The sequence below is a fragment of the Proteiniphilum sp. LBM24028 genome, from assembly GCF_056629195.1.
In genome coordinates, this window is record NZ_CM152817.1 from 156,953 (window position 1) to 176,856 (window position 19,904).

Genomic DNA, 19,904 nt, shown 5'->3' on the forward strand with positions numbered 1-19,904 from the left:
ATTGAAAAAGCATTCACATGTTCATAGCGCTCGATTTATCACTGCCCATTACAAATCCCACGGTACAGTTTTTGATCCTCTTTGTGATCATCCTTCTGGCCCCCATTTTATTCAATAAAATCAGGATCCCTTCACTTATCGGGCTGATCATTGCCGGCGCTGTGATTGGTCCCTATGGCCTCGGGCTCATGTTGCGTGACAGTAACATGATTATGCTTGGAAACGCCGGTCTGCTCTACATCATGTTCCTCGCCGGAATAGAGATAGATGTGGCCGAGTTCAAAAGAAACAGCGGCAAGAGTCTCATGTTTGGCATGCTTACTTTTTCCATTCCCATGCTGATAGGTGTCTTTACCGGTTATTATCTGCTTCGGATGACATGGATCTCATCCATTCTGCTTGCCAGTATGTTTGCTTCACACACCCTGGTGGCATATCCCATCATCAGTAAGCTGGGAGCGGGAAAAAACAGGGCTGTAACGGTTGCCATCGGCGGTACCATGATTACCGATACCCTTGCACTGCTGGTTTTGGCTGTGATCGTTGCCATGGACGGGGGTGTGGTGACGCCTGCTTTCTGGGGAAAGATGACACTTTCAATGATTGTCTTCGCCCTGATTGTGATTTTTCTTTTCCCCATCATCGGGACGTGGTTTTTCAAAAAATTCCACGATAGTACTTCTCAGTTTATTTTTATCATGACCATCGTATTCCTGGGAGGTTTTCTTGCTGAGCTGGCTGGAATTGAAGCAATCATCGGCGCTTTCCTCGCCGGATTGTCCATGAACAGGCTTATCCCTCATGTTTCTTCCCTGATGAACAGAATCGATTTTGTGGGTAATGCCATTTTTATTCCAATTTTTTTGATCAGTGTGGGGATGCTGATTGACTACCGTGCATTTGTATCGGGCTGGGAGACCATCAAGGTGGCGGTTGTCATGACTGTGGTGGCCATCCTGGCAAAATACCTGGCAGCACTTGCCACGCAGAAAATATACGGCTACACCAATGCTGAAAGGATGCTTATCTTTGGGCTGAGCAACGCACAGGCTGCTGCCACCCTGGCAGCTGTGATGGTAGGGCACCGTGTGGGATTGCTCGATGACAGTATTTTGAACGGTACCATTGTCATGATTCTTGTAACCTGTACTATTGCTTCGTTCAGGGCACAGAAGGGGGCTGTGGAGGTCGCTTTTGCCGAAGGAATGGATCCCGGGAATGATACCGGAAACGAGGAACGGATTCTGATTCCCGTAGCTAATCGGGAAACGCTTAAGGACCTAATCGATCTGAGCCTGGTGATCAAATCAAAAAATAACCGGGAAAACCTGTATGCCCTGAACATCATCAAAAGTAGCGAATCCACACCTCATATTGAGAAGGAATCGCGCAAACTGCTGGAGGAAGCTGTTAAACTGGGAACCGGTGCCGATACGATCATACAACCGCTGAGCAGATACGACATGAACATCCTGAATGGTATTCTCGGTGTAGTCAAGAAATATAACATAACCGATATCGTGATGGGACTTCATCAAAAACAGGAGATATCAGAGTCTTTTCTGGGCAACCTGGTCGAAGGGGTTCTGGAAAAATGTCAGTCCAGCCTTTTTGTATACAAAGCATTGCAGCCTCTCTCCACGATAAAGAGGAGATTGGTTATTATTCCGCCAGATGCCGACAAGGAAATTGGTTTTCCTCTCTGGCTTTCCAAAATATGGAATTTAGGACGTAATTCAGGAGCCAGGCTTTCCTTTTATGCAAATGAAGAGGTCCTTGACATACTAAGATATGTGCATAAGGTACATCCCGTTGATGCCGACTTCAACGAACTTAACGACTGGAGCGAGTTTCTCCGTCTTACGAAGGAGATCGGTAAGAATGAAGCACTGGTCATTGTGATGAGCCGTCTTAGAAAAATCTCTTACGACCCTGTCATGCGGCAAATACCCGATTATATCAACAAACATTTCGGGAATATAAATTTTATGTTGCTTTATCCTGTTCAGTCGGCTTCAGGTGAGAATTATCACGGTGATATGATTAATGCTTCCCTGGTTACCTCCATTCATAGCCTGGGCGGAATTGGCGAGACCATCCTTTCATTTATAAAGGAAAACGAAAAACAAAAAAACGAAATATGACGTCTTCCAATGCAACTATAAAAGATATCGCCAAAGCGTTGGGCGTTTCGGTGGCGACTGTTTCCAGAGCGCTGAATGGAAGCCATGAAATTCATCCTCTTACAAAAGAAAAAGTTTTAGCGAAAGCCGAAGAGTTACGATATAAACCGAATATACAGGCCCGGAATCTTTTGAAAAAGCGGAGCAATATGATTGGCGTAGTGGTTCCGGAGTTCATTACGTTTTTCTTTCCTGAGATTATTATCGGCATACAAGAGATTGTCAACAAACTGGGATATCAAGTGTTGATCTGCCAGTCCAATGAATCTTCTTCGCTGGAATCCAAGAATGTAAAGATGCTCGAAGAGAGTATGGTGGAAGGACTGATCGTTTCTGTGGCCAAGAACTCGAAAAATATCGATTTGTACCAGCGTTTGATTAATGAACACATGCCTCTTGTATTTGTGAATCGGGTTATTTCGGAGTTGAACGTGAGCCAGGTTGTGATTGATGACAGGAAATGGGCATTCAAGGTGACGGAACACTTGATCAAGTGCGGTTACAGAAGGATAGCCCATTTGGCCGGCAACGAATATCTGTCGGTAACCAAAGAGCGGATGCAGGGTTATCTGAATGCGTTGGCTGCGTATGATATTCCTGTAAACGAAAATCTGATTATGTATGTGGGCGTGCAACAGGAGAGGGCCAAAGCAGGTATCGACTACCTGATGAATTTAAAGGAAAAGCCGGATGCCATATTCGCGATAAACGATCCCATCGCGGTAGGATGTATGTTGGAATTAAAGCAAAGAGGAATGAAAATTCCAGAAGATATTGCCGTAGCCGGTTTCTCTGAATCGCCGATCGGGCGGATCATGGAATTGACCAGTGTTTTTCAACCCACTTTTGAGATCGGCCGAAAAGCCGCCACACTGCTGTTAAAACAAATAAATAATTATGATGCTCCCACGGAAACTATTACGCTTGATGCGAAATTGAATGTTCGTCATTCTACACTCCCTTTGTTCAAGAGAGTCCGTTAATAGTCTTACAAACAGTATCGTACGATATAACCCTCGCTCGTTTTTTTATACTTCCATCTTTTCGTAAACGTTTACGGAGATTTTATAAGAAAAGTAAATAATCCATTTGCTTAGTCTATACCTTTGTCATGTAATCGTTGTAATATCATTTTTAAGGTACGATACTATGAGCATGTTAGACATTCTGATGATTATTCTTCTCACCGTTGGTGTTCTGGGTTCCGGCATGGCTTTTTCGAAAAAAGGGAAAAACATGAATTCCTTTTTCGCAGCAGGAGGTGCTGTTCCCTGGCAAATGAGCGGATTGTCATTGTTCATGGGCTTTTTTTCCGCGGGGACGTTTGTTGTTTGGGCATCGGTGGCATATTACTATGGATGGGTTTCCATCACGATACAATGGACGATGGCCCTCGCGGGTGTGATCGTAGGCCTGTTCATCGCTCCGCAATGGCATAAAACCGGCTCCCTCACTGTTGCCGAGTATATCAATAAGCGGCTCGGTGTTCCCACCCAGAAGACTTATACTTTTCTTTTCCTGTTTATCTCGCTGTTCCTTACCGCTTCGTTCCTTTACCCGGTGGCAAAAATCGTGGAGGTGTCAACGGGACTTGATCTGAACCTTTGTATTATCCTTTTGGGTCTTTTCTGCATCCTCTACGTCTCCGCCGGAGGATTGTGGGCGGTCGTTTCCACCGATATTTTACAATTTATCGTTTTGGTCGCCGCCATTATTATCGTTATCCCGTTGTCTGTCGACAAGGTGGACGGCCTTGTCCATTTCGTGGAGAAAGTGCCCGATACCTTTTTTAATTTATTCAACGCGGAATACACGCTTCTTTTTATCATTGCCTTTGGTATTTACAACGCGATTTTTCTGGGAGGAAATTGGGCCTATGTGCAGCGGTTCACCTGTGTGAGGACAGGAGCGGATGCCAAGAAAGTGGGACTTTTCTTTGCTCTCCTCTATTTTGTCAGTCCCGTTTTGTGGATGCTTCCTCCCATGCTCTATCAATTGGTGGATCCTTCTTTGACTATTTTGGAAGCCGAAGGCGCCTTTTTGATGATGTGCAAAGCGGTGCTGCCAAGGGGAGTCTTGGGATTGATGATCGGGGCGATGATTTTCGCGACCACGAGTGCCATGAACTCCAAGTTGAATATTGCCGCGGGCGTGATCACGAACGATATCTTCAAGAGACTGCACCCCCAAAGCTCCGACAAGACACTCATGTTAGTAGCCCGTTTCTCCACGATTCTGTTCGGTGTTCTCAGTATTCTCATCGCATTGATGATACCAAAGATGGGAGGAGTGGTGAATGTGGTGGTCAGCCTGGCGGCCCTCACGGGAGTCCCGCTTTATCTTCCTGTTATCTGGACCCTGTTTTCCAAAAGACAAACAGCCTTCTCCGTGTTGTCAACCACCCTATTCAGTTTGGCCGTGAACGGGATTTTTAAATTTATCACCCCTCTTTTTGGTTTTGCGTTGGACAGGACACAGGAGATGGTGTTGGGGGTTTCCCTGCCCATCCTTTGCATGATCCTGTTCGAAATATGGTATTATGCGAAAAAACAAGTCTCTTCCAAGATTGAGACATATGAGGTTTGGGAGAATGAAAATGTGGCTAAACGGGAACAGGTTTCAGAAGAAGCGTTGCAATTGACGAGGGACGAGAACAAGTATAGTATGCGGATAATAGGATATGGGGTCTCTTTTATCGGGCTTACCATCGCGGTTTTGGGATTGTTGACCCCTTCCCATAAGGTATTGGTGGCGGGAACGGGACTGTTTTTTATCCTTATCGGGATCATCCTGGTGAAGTCCGGCAGTAATAAATCGAAAAGTTTAAAAGAACAAGCATAGCGTATGATTGAGAGTGTATATACAGGAGAGGGACGTTCACACAAGAGGGTGGAGGTAGATGTGGATTTTGTGGTGGCAGGCGGAGGCATGGCCGGAGTCTGTGCCGCCATCTCGGCCGCACGGTCGGGAATTAAAGTCGCTTTGATACAAGACCGTCCGGTGCTGGGAGGGAACGCCTCGAGTGAGGTGCGGTTGTGGATATTGGGTGCGACCTCACACATGGGCAACAACAACCGGTGGGCGCGTGAAGGCGGTATTCTTGACGAGATCCTGGTGGAGAACACCTACCGGAACAAAGAGGGCAACCCGGTGCTATTCGACATGGTCGTCATGGATAAGGTGCTGGCCGAAAAGAATATCTCACTTTATCTGAATACCGTAATCTTTGGTGTGGAGAAATCAGATGAAAAAAGAATATCTTCCATTACCGCGTTTAATCCACAGAATCAGACGGAATATACTTTCAGGGGAAAATATTTTTGCGACTCCACCGGAGACGGGCTGATCGGTTATTTGGGCGGTGCCACTTTCAGGGTGGGTGCCGAAGACAGGGAGGAGTTGGACGAGAAGTTTGCTCCCGACAAAGCGGATTATGGGGAGAAATTAGGGCACTCCATCTTCTTTTACACCAAAGACGCCGGCAAACCGGTCACTTATATGCCTCCCCACTTTGCCATGGGCAAGGAAGAGATCGTGCAACGTGTGAACCGGATCAGCAATCCCGATTATTTTAACCCTCGGCAATTGGGGTGCAAGTTTTGGTGGATCGAGTATGGCGGGCGATTGGACACCATCTATGAGGCGGAAGATATAAAATATACCTTGTGGGAGGTCATTTACGGGATATGGGATTATATCAAGAATTCCGGTAAATTCCAAGGGGTTGAGAACCTGACATTGGAATGGGTCGGGAATATCCCCGGGAAGCGGGAAAGCCGCCGTTTCCTAGGTCATTACATGCTGCAGCAGCAAGATGTGGTGGAACAAAGGAATCATCCCGACGTGGTGGCGTTCGGGGGATGGTCGTTGGACTTGCATCCCGCGGACGGGGTGTTCAGCAAATCGAAGAAGGCATGCCACCAATGGCACGCCAAGGGAATGTACCAGATACCTTACCGCTGCTATGTCACGCCCGATATAGAGAATATGTTTTTGGCGGGAAGGATCATTAGCGCTTCGCACGTGGCATTTGCCTCTTGCCGGGTGATGGCCACGACCGCGGCTGGCGGCCAGGCCGTGGGCACGGCTGCGGCATTGTGTGTCAACCGGGGTTATACGCCCGCCCAGCTGATGGAGCCGGATAAAATAAAGCAACTCCAACAAAATCTGATCAAAGCGGGAGCGTATCTGCCCCAGTCTGAAATCCAATATGCGGATGAGCTCCTGAAAGAGGCCGATATCCGGGTTTCTTCCGAACTGCGATTGCGTGAAATTCCTTTCAACGGTGAAAGGAAAGGCCTGAACCAGTCGGCTGCCCAGATGCTTCCTGTCACCGCCGGAAAGATGCCGGAGGTAGGGGTGCGTATGAAGGCAGCGAAAGCGGTGAAGCAAACGATTGAGTTGCGGATCAGTTCCAAACCTTTCAATCATACGCCGGATATCACCCTGGAGACGATAGTGGTTGACCTGAGGGAAGGGGAAAATGAGGTGACGCTGCCTTTCACTGCTACTATACCTGCCGATTGTTATGCTTTTGTCTGCTTTATGCACAATGAGCATGCCAGCATACAGACATCACAGGAATTGATAACTGGGTTGGTCTCGGTATTTAACAAAATTGTGCCGGCCGTGTCGAATTGGGGAAAACAAGAGCCCCCGGGAGACATCGGGGTGGAGGCTTTTGAGTTTTGGTGCCCGGAACGCCGACCGCAAGGACAGAACATCGCCATGCACATAAATCCGGCGATCACCTGTTTCTCGAAAGAAAACCTGAGGACTTCCCCGTATCGGCCGGTAGAAAAACCGAATGCATGGGTGGCCGATTTGGAGGATAAAACGCCGACAGTCACAATCACCTGGAAAGAACCGAAGAAGATCAAAGGGATCACGCTGTTTGCCGATACGGACTACGACCACCCCATGGAATCGGTGCAGTGGGGACATCATGACAGTAGGATGCCTTTTTGCGTGGAATCGGTGGCGGTGTCGGACGGGAAAGAGGTGCTGGTGCAACAGAACGGGAACTTCCAGACCCAGCTGAAACTCTCGTTCCCTGCTGTTGTAGAAACCGATTATTTGAAATTAACATTCGGCAACGCGACCGAAAATATCCCTGTTTCCTTATTTGGTATTCAGGTGCGTTCGGAAGAATAGAAATTTGAAATGTGGACTTTTTGCGAATTTGCAGATGAATATGGATGATAATAATTAGGAGAAAATGAAAAGAAAATACCTGATAATCAGTTTGTTTGCGCTATTGTTCAATTCTTTACATATTTTAGACATAACTGCTCAGCAGCCAGTGAAGTCTGGTCCGTATAAGGATATTATTCTCACGAGACAACAACGAATAGACGTAAGAGAAATAGATGAAATTCATCGGGAGAATGTTCAAGCCGTACGATCTGATAAATCATTGAGTCGAAAAGAAAGAGAACTTCAACTAAATAAGATTCGGCTTAAAACCCAAGAAAGTATAAAATCTGTTCTTGATCCTGATCAGTTTGCCCAGTGGCTTAGTAATAGAAGTGGTGGTGGAAAAGTGCAAGGGAGAAAGGAGTTGCTGCAGACGGTAAAAAACCATAATAAAGCCGTACTTGTACTAAGGGAACAGATGAGAGACCCTTTTATTCAGCTTGCCCCCGATGGATATTATTATCTCTCTTGCACGAGAGGCTTGGTTAATTTCCCTGATCAACTTCCGGCAACACAATCGTGGAGGAGTAAGAATCTTGTCGACTGGGAAGATCTGGGGGTTATCTGGGAAGCAAAGAATGGAGTCTTTGGACAAGAATTGATAGCTGCCGCGGAGAAAAGGGATATTACTCCTGCGATTTGGGCTCCGGAGATTCATTTTGTGAATGGACGATGGGTGATTGTGCATACCACCAACATGAGAATGGCCAATCTGATGTTGACAAAGGGGAGTGAATTAAAAGGTCCCTACGAGGAGCCGATGGCCCTTGATTTTGGTTTTCATCGCGATCCTGCGTTGTTTATAGATGACGACGAGACCCCTTGGTTGATAACGAACTGTACCGAAATAAGAAAACTTAAAAAAGATTTTTCCGGTTTCGATGGATTCCATAAATTACTCAATCCCCAAGATCGGTATTTAGGGCATGAAGGAGCATACATTGTCAAATTTGAAAATAAGTATGTATTGTTTGGTACAGCATGGAGTACCGACAATATGAGAAGAGGTACTTATAACCTTTATTATTGCACCGCAGACAGCGTGACCGGACCTTATGGCCCGCGGAAGTTTGCCGGTCGTTTTTTAGGTCATGGAACCCCTTTTCAAGATAAGGAAGGAAGATGGTGGTGCACGGCTTTTACGAATGCCGATAACCCGCCGTTGGAACCGGAAGACGCGAAAAATAAAGATTTGAGTGGGTCAGCTTACACGATAAACAGGCAAGGACTCACTTTGGTGCCGATTGAGATCAAGATGGTCAATGGGGATGTAGAGGTGACTGCCAAAGATGAGAACCACAGATATCCAGGGGAAGAAGAATTGCAGAAATTTTGAAAAAATATACCTGCTAATAGTGGTTGCCATGTAAACGATTGGTTGTTGACTTGTATAAAATTAAACTAAAAAATATGAGAAAGATCATTTTCGTAATAATTATTTTGTTTTGTGCTGCTATCGTAAGAGCGGATATACAGTTGCCCGCGATTATCGCAGATCATATGGTGTTGAAGCAGAATAGTGAAGTCGCTCTATGGGGCACCGAAAATCCAGGGACGAAGCTTGTCATAACTGTAACCTGGGATAACAAGACTTATGAAACTGTAGCTGACAAGCAAGGGAAATGGATAAGTTGGATCAATACTCCTTCGGCAGGAGGACCTTATACAATATGTTTTACCGGTAATAATCAAGTTACAGTAAATAATGTTTTAATAGGAGAAGTGTGGCTTAGCTCGGGACAATCGAATATGCAATTTGAAATGAGTAAAGATACGCAAGCTAAAACAATGCTTCCAAAGGCAAAAAATTCTCATATTCGTTTATTCAAGGTCGGCAGACAAAAATCAGAGACGGAGGTTGATCATTTTGCCGAAGGAACGGTGTGGGAGATATGTAGTCCAGAATCGGCTGCAAACTTTTCCGCGATGAGTTATTACTTTGCTTTAGACTTACACAAACAGTTGGATGTTCCTGTCGGAATAATAAATGCTTCTTGGGGAGGGACTCCCATAGAGTCTTGGATTTCCACAACCGCGATTATGTCAGATCCGTTATTGCAGAATGTCGTTAAACGTTGGGATGTTTGGGAAAAAGATTATGAGCAAGACAATGCTGACTATGCACGAGATTTGGAAAAATTTAGAAGAGGTGAATTAATAGTCAGACCTAAAAAACCACAGAGCGTGTTGATGCTTGAACGTGATTTCAGAAAATACGGTGTGTTATATAATGGAATGATTGCTCCCTGTACCCCTTATACGCTTTCGGGTGTATTATGGTATCATGGGACGTCTAATGTGGGGTTAGCTCGTGAATATCAGCATCAATTGGCTTCTTTGACACGTACATGGCGAAGTGCTTTTAACAATGAGGAATTACCGGTGATTATAGGACAACTGACCGCCTACAAGGGTTATGATCTGTTGAATGGATACACGCTTCGTATGGCCCAGCTGAATCAGAACAAGACGCTAAGCAATTATGTATTTTGCACTATGGACATTGGGCTTCTGAATGATTTGCACCCTCCCCATAAACAACCTTATGGACAGCGATTCGCAGCCATGGCACTAAATAAAGTGTACGGGAAAAAGGATATTGCAAGCATGTGTCCGCAAATGAAAGATGTGAAAATTGAAAATTCAACCTTGGAGATCTCTTTTTATGATAGCGAAGGACTTTATATAGGAGGTGAAAAATTAGAAGATATTTTTATTGCTGGTGAAGATGGTAAGTTCTTCCCAGCCGTCGCAGAGGTCAGGAACGATACGTTGATTGTCTCTCATCCGGATATCTCCAAACCAAAGATCGCAAGGTATTTATTCAATAACACAGACAAAGCGAATCTTTTTAATGCCGCCGGCTTACCTGTATTTCCTTTTGTTGGGGAGATACGATAAATATGATAAATTAACAATTTAAAGATTTACAATCATGAAAAAAATGACGTTTTTATTCTTTCTGTCGATGCTGTCTTTAAATGTTTTTTCCCAGCATATAATTGAGGATGAAGCCTTGGTTGGCTGGATAAATCCTCCTGCCGAAATAGTGATACCGGATGAAGCATCATCGATTAAACGAGGGGTATTGAGTGATAATCCAACCATCACTTCCGTTGATTTTAACAATGTGAGTATCATTGAATCCGGTGCATTGAAAAATTGTATTCGATTGGATACAGTCAATATGCCAAATGTGAGAAGAGTGAACGCAAGGGCGCTGGAAGGTGCTGTTAGGTTAGAGCATGTCTCGATCCCGCAGGGAGTGATAATTCAAGCTCTTGCTTTTAATGGTTGTAGAAGTTTGACCTCTGTGGAACTGCCATCTATGAGAGTGATAAAGAGAGGAGCGTTTAGCCAATGCCGTTCGTTAACTACAGTCGATTTGAGCAAAGCTGTAAATTTACGTGAAGTGGAGGGTAGTGGAGATCCCAACAATGCACCATTCGATTTAAATAATAAAAATCTGACTATCTACGTGAGCGACGAAAGTAAAATGGATCTCTTTCCTGCTCCGAATCGAAGGAAATATACAGTTAAAATAAAGTAAGTAGGATTAATTAATGGGAATCATGAAAAAACATTGTTTTTTTAAGCTATACAAATCTGAGAGAACAACATACCGACAACTGTTTTTCTCTATGCAAATTGCATTTGTTTTGCTTCTATGTAGCCTTCGTGCAGTAGCAGATATTACTTCTGGAATTGATACAAATAGTTTCCAGCAAGAAAAGATAACCTATACCGGATCAGTTACAGACAATTCACAAGTACCGATTATAGGTGCTACCATTACACTCAGGGATAAATTTACTGGAACTGCTACTGATCTGGATGGACAGTTTACTATTAAAGCATGCCCCGGAGATATAATAGTCGTTTCTTATATAGGGTATACCACGGAACAAATAAAAACAGGCAACAATACACATTTGAACATAGTACTTACAGAAGACACCAAATTATTAGATGAGATTATAGTTGTAGGATATGGTACGCAAAAAAAAGAGAATCTTACAGGTGCCGTTGCGGCTGTTAAAGGAGAAGAAATAACTAAAAGACCGATAGCCAATGCTACCTTGGCTTTGCAAGGGTTGGTTTCCGGAGTAACGGTAAGTTCTACGACCGGACAACCTGGCAAAGAAGGGGATGAAATCAGGATTAGAGGTATTGGTACATTAAATAACAACAACCCGTTGGTATTGATTGACGGTCTTGAAGGATCTTTGAACGGAGTCAATCCAAATGATATTGAAAGCATTACTATTTTAAAAGATGCTGCCTCTTCTGCAATTTACGGTTTACGTGCAGGAAGCGGGGTAATTCTAATAACGACGAAAAGAGCTAAATCAGGTGAATTTGCTGTTAATTTTTTCAGTAACTTGGGATTTCAAGAACCTGCTAATATCCCCCAATTTTTGGGCTCATTAGATTATCTGAAATATTATGATATCGCAGCGATAAATGATACAAGAAAAGCTGACGGTAGCCCTGGAAGTCCACTATTTGGAGAGGAATATATTGAGAATTACAGGAATAACATGGCCCTCGATCCTTTTACTTATCCCGATACTGACTGGGAAGCCCTGACCTACAAATCAACAGCCGTTCAACAACAATATGGATTAAGCTTTACTGGAGGTACTGATAAACTAAAAGCTTACGGAGCATTCAATACCATAGATCAAGAGGGTATTTTACCTGACACTGAATTGAAACGTTATACTTTCAGGGTGAATACAGATTACCAGTTTTCTTCCAAACTTTCAGCGGGCATCGATGCTTCTGCCAGATACTCACAGGTAAACGAACCTCATGACGCAGCTGCTACGTTAGGTGCGGTCAGAAGGACAGCTCCTATCTACAGTCATATAAACAAAGAGGGTCAATTTGCGTATGTTCAGTTAGGTAGTAATACCTATGCTAGGTCCCGAGCTAAAGACGTAGGTTATAACAATGGGCTATATACAGAAGGATTAGTTAAGTTGAAATTAGCATATAGGCCGGTTGAGAATCTTCGGTTCGATTTGTCGTACAGTCCTAAAGTAAATTACGAAAATTATAAAAAAGATGTTAAACCTATTGAGTATTACGAGATTGACGGAACATTTAAGACCCTTTCCCCATCACTGAGAGTACTGGAAGTTATCGACAGATATTACTTGGATCAACACCTGACTCTATTGGCTAACTTCAACCAAAGTTTTGAGGAACATAATATTGCACTATTAGGAGGTTTCGAACGACGGACGAATCGCTTTGAGTCGCTTACGGCTAGTAGACAAGGTTCAATATTCGAATATGAAGTGTTAAGTTCTTTTCCTGAAGAAAATCAAAAAGGTAATGGTAATGCCTCAGAACTAAGTCATCTGTCTTATTTTGGGAGAGTTAATTATGATTATGCTGGCAAATATCTACTTGAAGCTAACTTGCGTAGAGATGCTTCTTCGAGATTTGCCAAGGGATATAGGTGGGGTATCTTTCCTTCTTTCTCGGCAGGATGGCGTATATCCGAAGAAGCCTTTATGGGTGGAACCAGAAATTGGTTAAGTAACGCCAAACTCAGGGGTTCTTGGGGTAAACTCGGAAATGAATCTGCGTTAAACAACCGTTACCCGGCCTATATGACTATCGATCTGAAAGATTGGACTATTATCAATGGCACGATACATGAAGGTTACATAGCTACACAATTTGCAGCAAGGGATATCCGTTGGGAAACAACAGAAATGATCGATATAGGCTTGGATCTAGGATTCTTAAATAATAAGATTGAACTGATTTTTGATTACTACGACAGAAAAACATCGGATATTCTATATGGTTATGACATACCCGGAGTATTAGGTTTCAGCAACAAGCCAATATTAAACATAGGTCAAGTAGGAAATAAGGGATGGGACTTGAGTCTTTCATACAATGATAAACGTGGAGATTTTTCATACCGTATAGCTACCACCCTTTCTGATGTTAAGAATGAAGTCATAGACCTCGGAGAAGAGGCTACTATTTCCAATATCACCATTTTGAAAGAAGGTCTTCCCATGAATGCCCTATGGGGATTAGAGGCCGACGGCTTATTTTCTTCCTTTGAAGAAGCTAAAAACTATCCTGTGAAGCAATTTGGCACCTTACAAGGGGGGGACATTAAATATATCGATCAATTAACGATAGATACCGATGGAGATGGAATTCCTGATGCAGGAGATGGAATTATTAACGAGGAAGATTATGTATATATGGGAAATACTATCCCTCGCTACACCTACAGTTTGGATTTGTCAATACAATACAAAAGCTTTGATTTAGCAATTTTCTTCCAAGGTGTCGGGAAACGGGATTCGTATATTACAGACGATTTGGCATTTGCGTTTAATAATGGGGGGAAAATACAAGAATGGCAACGAGACGGAATGTGGCAAGAAGGAGAAACAGACTCTAAATACCCTCGAATGTTTATAACGAGTGCCAACAATACAGCCATTTCTACATTTTGGAAGCAGAATGGATCTTACTTGCGTTTAAAAAATATTCAGTTAGGATACTCTGTTCCTAAGAATCTGTTAAAAGATTTCCTTGTTCAAGAGGCAAAAATATATGTGTCGGGACATAACCTTCTAACTTTCCACCATATGCCCAATGGTTACGATCCTGAGCAAAGACCTAATAATGCCCAAACTACTTTGCCAATATTGAGAACCTATACATTTGGTGTCAATCTGAAATTTTAAGATATAAAACTATGAAATATTTAACTATATTCTCAGCCGTAATACTGATATCCTTATTTCTGGGATGTACAGATATTTTGGATAAATTTCCTCTTGATGAGCCTTCTAATGAAACGTTCTATACAAACGCTTTGGAAATAGAGCGTGGAGTAAATACTTGTTACAATCGTTTGCAAGAGATAGATCATAGAGGATATGTTTATCCTCTTGTCCTTGACTGTATGTCGGATGTAGGATTTATACGAGTAGACAGTGACTACAAAACATTGGCAAAAGGAGAGCATGACGCAAGAAGTGGAATTGCCGAAAGCACTTGGCGAAGAGCTTATCAAGGGCTTATGAGAAGTACACTAATGCTTTCAGTTATTGAAGAAAAGAAGGATTTATTAACTGATGCACAATACAAGCTGTTTAAAGGTCAAGTACTCTTTTTCAGGGCTTATTACCACAGTCGTTTAATAACTTATTTTGGCGATGTGCCAATGGTTTTAGAGCCTATTTTAACAATTTCTGAGGCCAAATCAGTTACAAGAACCCCCAAAGCAGAAGTGTTACATCAAATTTACATAGATTTTGATGTAGCAGCAGAATTACTCCCCGTTAATTATACTGAAAATGAGAATATCGGACGAGTTACAAAGGGTGCTGCTTATGCTTACAAAGCAAGGATAGCTCTTTATTTTGGCGATTGGAGCGCAGCTGCTATATCAGCTAAAAAAGTAATTGATTTGGGAGTGTACGATTTATATCCTGAATACGGGAAACTCTTTATTTCAGAAGGATTGACAAATCCTTCCAATAAAGAAATTATTCTTAAAAGAGAATATGCAGGTGCGATGGTAAATGATTATCACTCACTTATGTTATATATGATGAACAGGTCTGAGGCCGGATGGGCAGCCCTTGTCCCTTCTCAAAGCTTAGTTGACTCCTATCATTGTGTAGACGGGAAAAATATTACCGATTCTCCGTTGTTTGATAAAGCAAAAAGATTTGAGAACAGAGATCCACGTCTATCATTAAGCATTGCTTTTCCGGGAAGCCGCTACGGTGACATTCAGTTCGAAAGCCATTATGATAGCCTCACATGCTACAACTACGTGACTAATAAACGGGTTAGAAATACTGATTGTGTTTCTCTTAACCAGTATACCTCTTTTACAGGCTATCATTTTAGGAAATATGCTGATATGGACTACCGAAAAGATAAAACGAGGGCTAGCTATCCAATAATTCTATGCCGTTATGCTGAAGTGTTGCTGACCTATGCCGAAGCCAAAATCGAATTAGGTGAAATTGATCAATCTGTTATTGATGCCATCAATAAAATCAGGAGGGACAGAATTGATGTCAAAATGCCGGCTTATTCTTTAAATGACTTTGCTGATTTAAATACTGCACGACTCAAATTAAGACATGAAAGGAAAATTGAATTAGCATTTGAAGGGTTTCGTTATACTGATTTGCGTCGTTGGGGTTTGGCAAACACTTACTTAAATCGACCTATATTGGGTAGGCCTTTTAAAGGAGCTTTGACCGATTGGCCTGATGTTACTTTTGATACGAACGGAGAACCTGAATATCCCGGTTATGAGAATTATGCTCCCCACCCATCTATAGACTATAGAGTGGTAGAAAACAAGTTGTTCACTCCTAATAGAGATGAATTATTGCCAGTACCGACCAGTGAACGGAATTTAAATTCCAATTTAGACCAGAATCCAGGATATTAACCATTAATCGTAGCTTTTTTCTTCGGAAGAAAATTACTTTCAAATCTGAATAAGTAATGAAAATGAGACTTAATAGAGACGTATTCCCACTCGTGATAGCTACATGTGCACCGTGGTTACACACTCTCGCTCAAGATGACCGACTGAATATAGTGGTAATTCTTGCTGATGATTTAGGCACCAATGAGTTGGGTTGTTATGGAGGGAAAAATTTGCAAACACCCAATATCGACTGGATTGCAAACGAAGGTATCCAGATGACGAACAATTACGCCTCGGCGACGATGAGTGTGCCTATCCGCGCATCGCTCTATACCGGTTTGTACCCGGCTCGTCATGGTTCATACCAGAATCATAAACCGACTTATGATTTTGTGAAGACCGCTCCGGATTATTTTCATGACTTGGGATACAGGGTAGGTAGAACCGGAAAAAACCATCCTTCAAAACAACCGGATGTCTATAGATTTGAAGAAGTTAAAGGGTTCCCTGTTAGCAGTATTGCCCGTGAAGCTCCCTTTACTACTGATGGCATTGAAGAGTTTATAAACAGAAACGAAGCGGAACCTTTTTGTTTGTACGTGTGTAGCATTCATCCCCATGTGCCGTGGACGTGGGGAGACCCCGCGAAGTTTAATCCGAATAATGTAGTGCTACCTCCTAATAGTGTGGACAATAAAAAGACAAGGGAAATTTTTTGTAAATACCTGGCAGAAATCCAGGAGTTGGACAATGAGGTGGGGGCGGTTTTGCAAGTATTGGAAACTTCCGGAAAATTAGAAAACACGTTGGTCATATTTTTAGGGGAACAAGGACCTCAAATGCCTTTTGGAAAATGGACTTGCTATCGTTATGGGCAGCATAGCGCCTTCCTTGCCCGTTATCCAAAAGGAATTGCTGAAGGAACAGTGAGTGATGCCTTGATACAATATGAAGATATTCTTCCTACAATGATTGAATTTGCGGGAGGAGATCCCATTGGTGGTCTTGATGGTGAAAGCTTCCTTGGCGTGTTGTCAGGAGAAAACAAAGAACATCGGGAGTGGGTTTATGGCATACACAATAACATTCCTGAAGGGAGCGCTTATCCCATTCGCAGCATACAGGATAAGAAATACAAACTGATTGTGAACCTTATTTCTGAAGAAGATTATTATGAGAAGCACATAATGAATCCTGCAGACAGGGAAATGTGGTACTCTTGGATAATCAGTGCAAAAACAGATAAACGTGCGCGGTTTCTGACAGATCGTTTTGTGCAACGACCTGCCATAGAATTGTATGATTTGGAAAACGACGAATGGGAATTGAACAATATAGCCCATCTTCCGGAACATAGGGAGAGAATCGCTCTTATGCAAGACGAGTTAAAAAAATGGATGACGCAACAAGGTGATCAGGGTATTTTGATGGATACTGAATTTGAGATGACAAAATACTGATAAAAAATGTATAAAATGAGAATGAAAAGAGAGAATGGAAGTGTGTATTTAATTCTTTATCTGCTTGTTTTACCTTTTATGCTTCATGCGCAAGAGGATTATAAGCTTCAAAATGAAAATATCTCTCTTCGGTGGGAAAAGGGATTATCTGGATATAAGCTGTCTGCTATCGAACTGACGTCACAAAATCAGAAGTTCGCTTTTGAGAATGTACTTGGAGAATATACGGTGCTATTCTCAAAAGAAAAGCCATCAGGCCAGTTTGATTCAACTCTTTATTTTGACAATGTTTCCAGTATTCCTGAATCATATATCATGGTGTATAATCGATGGAAAAAAAGGCTCAGTCCCGTAGCCATGAATACGGCAGGAGAAGCACGCTTCTTTTATCCGCACCAGGCAAAATATAATGAAGGGAGTGTAGAGTTTAAGCAAGAATTGGACAGAGCCACACTTACAGCAGTATGGAGCATCGATGACACGTTTAAAAATGATATTCTTCTGGAAATAGAATTGACTGCTAAGCAAGAGGGGTATTTTTCGATACAAAGTCCCACCCTGTTTTCTTACAAAGAAGAAGATATAAGTTGGGGAATAGTCCCCGGCCATTTTCAAGGGAAGTCCATTAACGACAACCTTTTGTTATCGTATGGTTATGGACAAGGAATCCCCAATAAGCCGGTAATTGCAAGGGAAAGGACCGCAAGTACGCTATCACCTATCTTATCCGATAAAAAAGGGGTGAGCGTGGCAGTCATTGCACAACCAGGAATGGGGAGAGACTATTGGGAATACGATGTGTTAACCCAAAATGATTGGCTCCTGGGGTTGTCATTGATGAACCGGAAAGAACAATTATTCCCGACAATACATCATCCTGTATTGGGAGAAAAGGACTCTTATCTACAGCAAGGAGAAAAAATATCTTTCCGGTTCCGTTATACATTGGACAAAGCAGATTGGTACACTGTGTACAAACATGCGGTGAACGATATTTACCGCTTCCCTGATGTTTTGGAGAAAAAGAAAACCAATCTCTCTTTAACCGATAGACTCTTAGGCATGTTTGCATACCTGCGAAACGACAGTACTTCATTATGGCATACTTTTCATTTCAAAGATTTGGAAATTGGCGCCCAAGAATACCATGGGCCTGTGGTAGGATCACAAAAAGACGCGTTTAAGAATTCGGATTACGGTGCCATGTGGATGCTTTCCCATATCACAAAGGACAGTGTTTTGGCACATGACAGGCTGCCTTATGCCAGAAACTTTAAAATCGCCCAGCAGGCAGACGACGATGGCTTTTTTGGTGGTGCCGCCTTAGGACAATATTATTTGTCTAAGAGCAATCGTTTCACGGAAGAGTGGGGAGATTATGTGGAACCCATTGCCTTGACCTATTACACGATGTTGGATATAGGGAATGTGTTATTATTTGAGCCAAATGACAGTGAGCTGAAAAGACTTCTCCGGCGGGGTGCGGATCGTTTGCTCTCTTGGCAACAAGGAGACGGCAGTTGGGTGGTAGCGTATGATCACCTGACCCATAAAGTGGAGTTTCAGGACTTAAGAGACCTGAGGCCTACCTTTTATGGATTAATCGTGGCGTATCGTATTTTAGGAGATCGGAAATATTTGGAAGCCGCTGAAAAGGGCGCGAACTGGTATATCCGGAATGCGGTGGAAGAAGGGCATTATTTGGGTGTTTGTGGTGATTTTAGATTTGTGCCTGATTTTGCCACAGGACAGAGTGTGCAGGCTTTACTCGATTTATACGACCTTACCCAAAAAGAAACCTATAAAACAGCGGCCCTGGTAGCCGCTCGCCAATACACGACTTCTATTTTCACCCATCCCATCCCATCCAATAAAGAAAAGGTCATTCAAAACAAGGTGGTGAAAGATTGGGAGATTAGCCAGGTGGGACTTAGTTTCGAGCATGGAGGGTCATTGGGCTCAGCAGCCAAAGAACACGGTCCCATATTATTGGCCAGCCATGCCGGAATGTTTGTCCGCTTATTTGAAATGACAGGGGATTCCTTGTTCATTGACATGGCAAGAGCGGGTGTATGGGGTAGGGACGCGTTTGTCAATAAGGAAAACAGTGTGGCCTCCTATTATTGGTATTCTTTTGACCAAGGACCGGGTCGTTTCCCGCATCACGCATGGTGGCAAATAGGCTGGATTACCGATTATTTGCTATCGGAGATAGCGTTGCGCTCGCAAGGGAAAATATCATTCCCGCGAGGTTTTATAACTCCCAAAGTAGGACCTCACCAGTCTTACGGATTTAAGAAAGGTAATGTATTAGGTAAACAGGCAGACCTGTTACTAAAATCGGATGTAGTCACGCTGAATAATCCTCAGGTTGATTATTTTATGGCGATCAGTAATAATAGACTGTATGTCTTGTTGCTGAATAATAGCTTACAGCAGCAGAACGTTTCGTTAAAAATAGATTATAGCAATATATCGGAAAAGAATATCAAACCTCTACAAGCTTATCTACACAATTTTGATGGGCAACGGGTGCTTGTAAAGAGTTTATATAACTGGAATTTACAGATTCTGGCAACAGGCTTGAATGTGATAGAAATTGAATATAGATAAAATTTT

General features: G+C 42.8%; 11 protein-coding genes. All 11 read left to right on the plus strand.

All coding sequences use genetic code 11. The annotated features are described in order from the left end of the window. Window positions 1–17 precede the first annotated feature (17 nt). Window positions 18–2,144, plus strand: a complete 2,127-nt coding sequence (locus AC1HCU_RS00650) for a cation:proton antiporter domain-containing protein (protein WP_480367810.1) — start codon at window positions 18–20, stop codon at window positions 2,142–2,144. Further along, window positions 2,141–3,166 carry a LacI family DNA-binding transcriptional regulator gene (locus tag AC1HCU_RS00655; RefSeq protein WP_480367813.1) on the plus strand — a complete coding sequence of 342 codons (1,026 nt, stop codon included), beginning with the start codon at window positions 2,141–2,143 and terminating at the stop codon, window positions 3,164–3,166. Before AC1HCU_RS00650 ends, AC1HCU_RS00655 begins: the two co-directional genes overlap by 4 nt. Before the next feature lie 166 nt (window positions 3,167–3,332). Further along, window positions 3,333–5,024, plus strand: a complete 1,692-nt coding sequence (locus AC1HCU_RS00660) for a sodium:solute symporter family protein (protein ID WP_480367815.1) — start codon at window positions 3,333–3,335, stop codon at window positions 5,022–5,024. A gap of 3 nt (window positions 5,025–5,027) precedes the next feature. Further along, window positions 5,028–7,337 (plus strand): FAD-dependent oxidoreductase, encoded by a 2,310-nt coding sequence (locus tag AC1HCU_RS00665; RefSeq protein ID WP_480367818.1) that lies wholly within the window; start codon window positions 5,028–5,030, stop codon window positions 7,335–7,337. A 64-nt stretch (window positions 7,338–7,401) separates the two neighbouring features. Then, complete coding sequence (locus tag AC1HCU_RS00670; protein WP_480367821.1) at window positions 7,402–8,715, plus strand: family 43 glycosylhydrolase; 1,314 nt, start codon at window positions 7,402–7,404, stop codon at window positions 8,713–8,715. Window positions 8,716–8,789: 74 nt separating this feature from the next. Continuing rightward, the gene (locus tag AC1HCU_RS00675; RefSeq protein WP_480367824.1) at window positions 8,790–10,280 is read left to right on the plus strand and encodes a sialate O-acetylesterase; all 1,491 of its coding nucleotides are present in this window, start codon (window positions 8,790–8,792) and stop codon (window positions 10,278–10,280) included. A gap of 34 nt (window positions 10,281–10,314) precedes the next feature. After that, on the plus strand, window positions 10,315–10,929 hold the full coding sequence (locus AC1HCU_RS00680; RefSeq protein ID WP_480367826.1) for a leucine-rich repeat protein: 615 nt from the start codon (window positions 10,315–10,317) through the stop codon (window positions 10,927–10,929). A 91-nt stretch (window positions 10,930–11,020) separates the two neighbouring features. Beyond that, window positions 11,021–14,110, plus strand: coding sequence for a SusC/RagA family TonB-linked outer membrane protein (locus AC1HCU_RS00685; protein WP_480367829.1), 3,090 nt, complete (start codon window positions 11,021–11,023; stop codon window positions 14,108–14,110). Between the two features lie 11 nt (window positions 14,111–14,121). After that, window positions 14,122–15,843, plus strand: coding sequence for a RagB/SusD family nutrient uptake outer membrane protein (locus tag AC1HCU_RS00690; protein WP_480367831.1), 1,722 nt, complete (start codon window positions 14,122–14,124; stop codon window positions 15,841–15,843). A gap of 62 nt (window positions 15,844–15,905) precedes the next feature. After that, a complete protein-coding gene (locus AC1HCU_RS00695; protein WP_480367833.1) occupies window positions 15,906–17,285 on the plus strand; it encodes a sulfatase family protein in 1,380 nt (459 codons plus the stop codon). 15 nt (window positions 17,286–17,300) lie between these two features. Beyond that, the gene (locus AC1HCU_RS00700) at window positions 17,301–19,898 is read left to right on the plus strand and encodes a glycerophosphoryl diester phosphodiesterase (RefSeq protein ID WP_480367836.1); all 2,598 of its coding nucleotides are present in this window, start codon (window positions 17,301–17,303) and stop codon (window positions 19,896–19,898) included. The last annotated feature ends 6 nt before the right edge of the window (window positions 19,899–19,904 follow it).

What these genes read in the sequence shown, in the direction of transcription:
- AC1HCU_RS00650 (WP_480367810.1), top strand. Translation starts at nt 18, where the DNA reads ATGTTCATAGCGCTCGATTTATCACTGCCCATTACAAATCCCACGGTA.
- AC1HCU_RS00655 (WP_480367813.1), top strand. Translation starts at nt 2,141, where the DNA reads ATGACGTCTTCCAATGCAACTATAAAAGATATCGCCAAAGCGTTGGGC.
- AC1HCU_RS00660 (WP_480367815.1), top strand. Translation starts at nt 3,333, where the DNA reads ATGAGCATGTTAGACATTCTGATGATTATTCTTCTCACCGTTGGTGTT.
- AC1HCU_RS00665 (WP_480367818.1), top strand. Translation starts at nt 5,028, where the DNA reads ATGATTGAGAGTGTATATACAGGAGAGGGACGTTCACACAAGAGGGTG.
- AC1HCU_RS00670 (WP_480367821.1), top strand. Translation starts at nt 7,402, where the DNA reads ATGAAAAGAAAATACCTGATAATCAGTTTGTTTGCGCTATTGTTCAAT.
- AC1HCU_RS00675 (WP_480367824.1), top strand. Translation starts at nt 8,790, where the DNA reads ATGAGAAAGATCATTTTCGTAATAATTATTTTGTTTTGTGCTGCTATC.
- AC1HCU_RS00680 (WP_480367826.1), top strand. Translation starts at nt 10,315, where the DNA reads ATGAAAAAAATGACGTTTTTATTCTTTCTGTCGATGCTGTCTTTAAAT.
- AC1HCU_RS00685 (WP_480367829.1), top strand. Translation starts at nt 11,021, where the DNA reads ATGCAAATTGCATTTGTTTTGCTTCTATGTAGCCTTCGTGCAGTAGCA.
- AC1HCU_RS00690 (WP_480367831.1), top strand. Translation starts at nt 14,122, where the DNA reads ATGAAATATTTAACTATATTCTCAGCCGTAATACTGATATCCTTATTT.
- AC1HCU_RS00695 (WP_480367833.1), top strand. Translation starts at nt 15,906, where the DNA reads ATGAGACTTAATAGAGACGTATTCCCACTCGTGATAGCTACATGTGCA.
- AC1HCU_RS00700 (WP_480367836.1), top strand. Translation starts at nt 17,301, where the DNA reads ATGAGAATGAAAAGAGAGAATGGAAGTGTGTATTTAATTCTTTATCTG.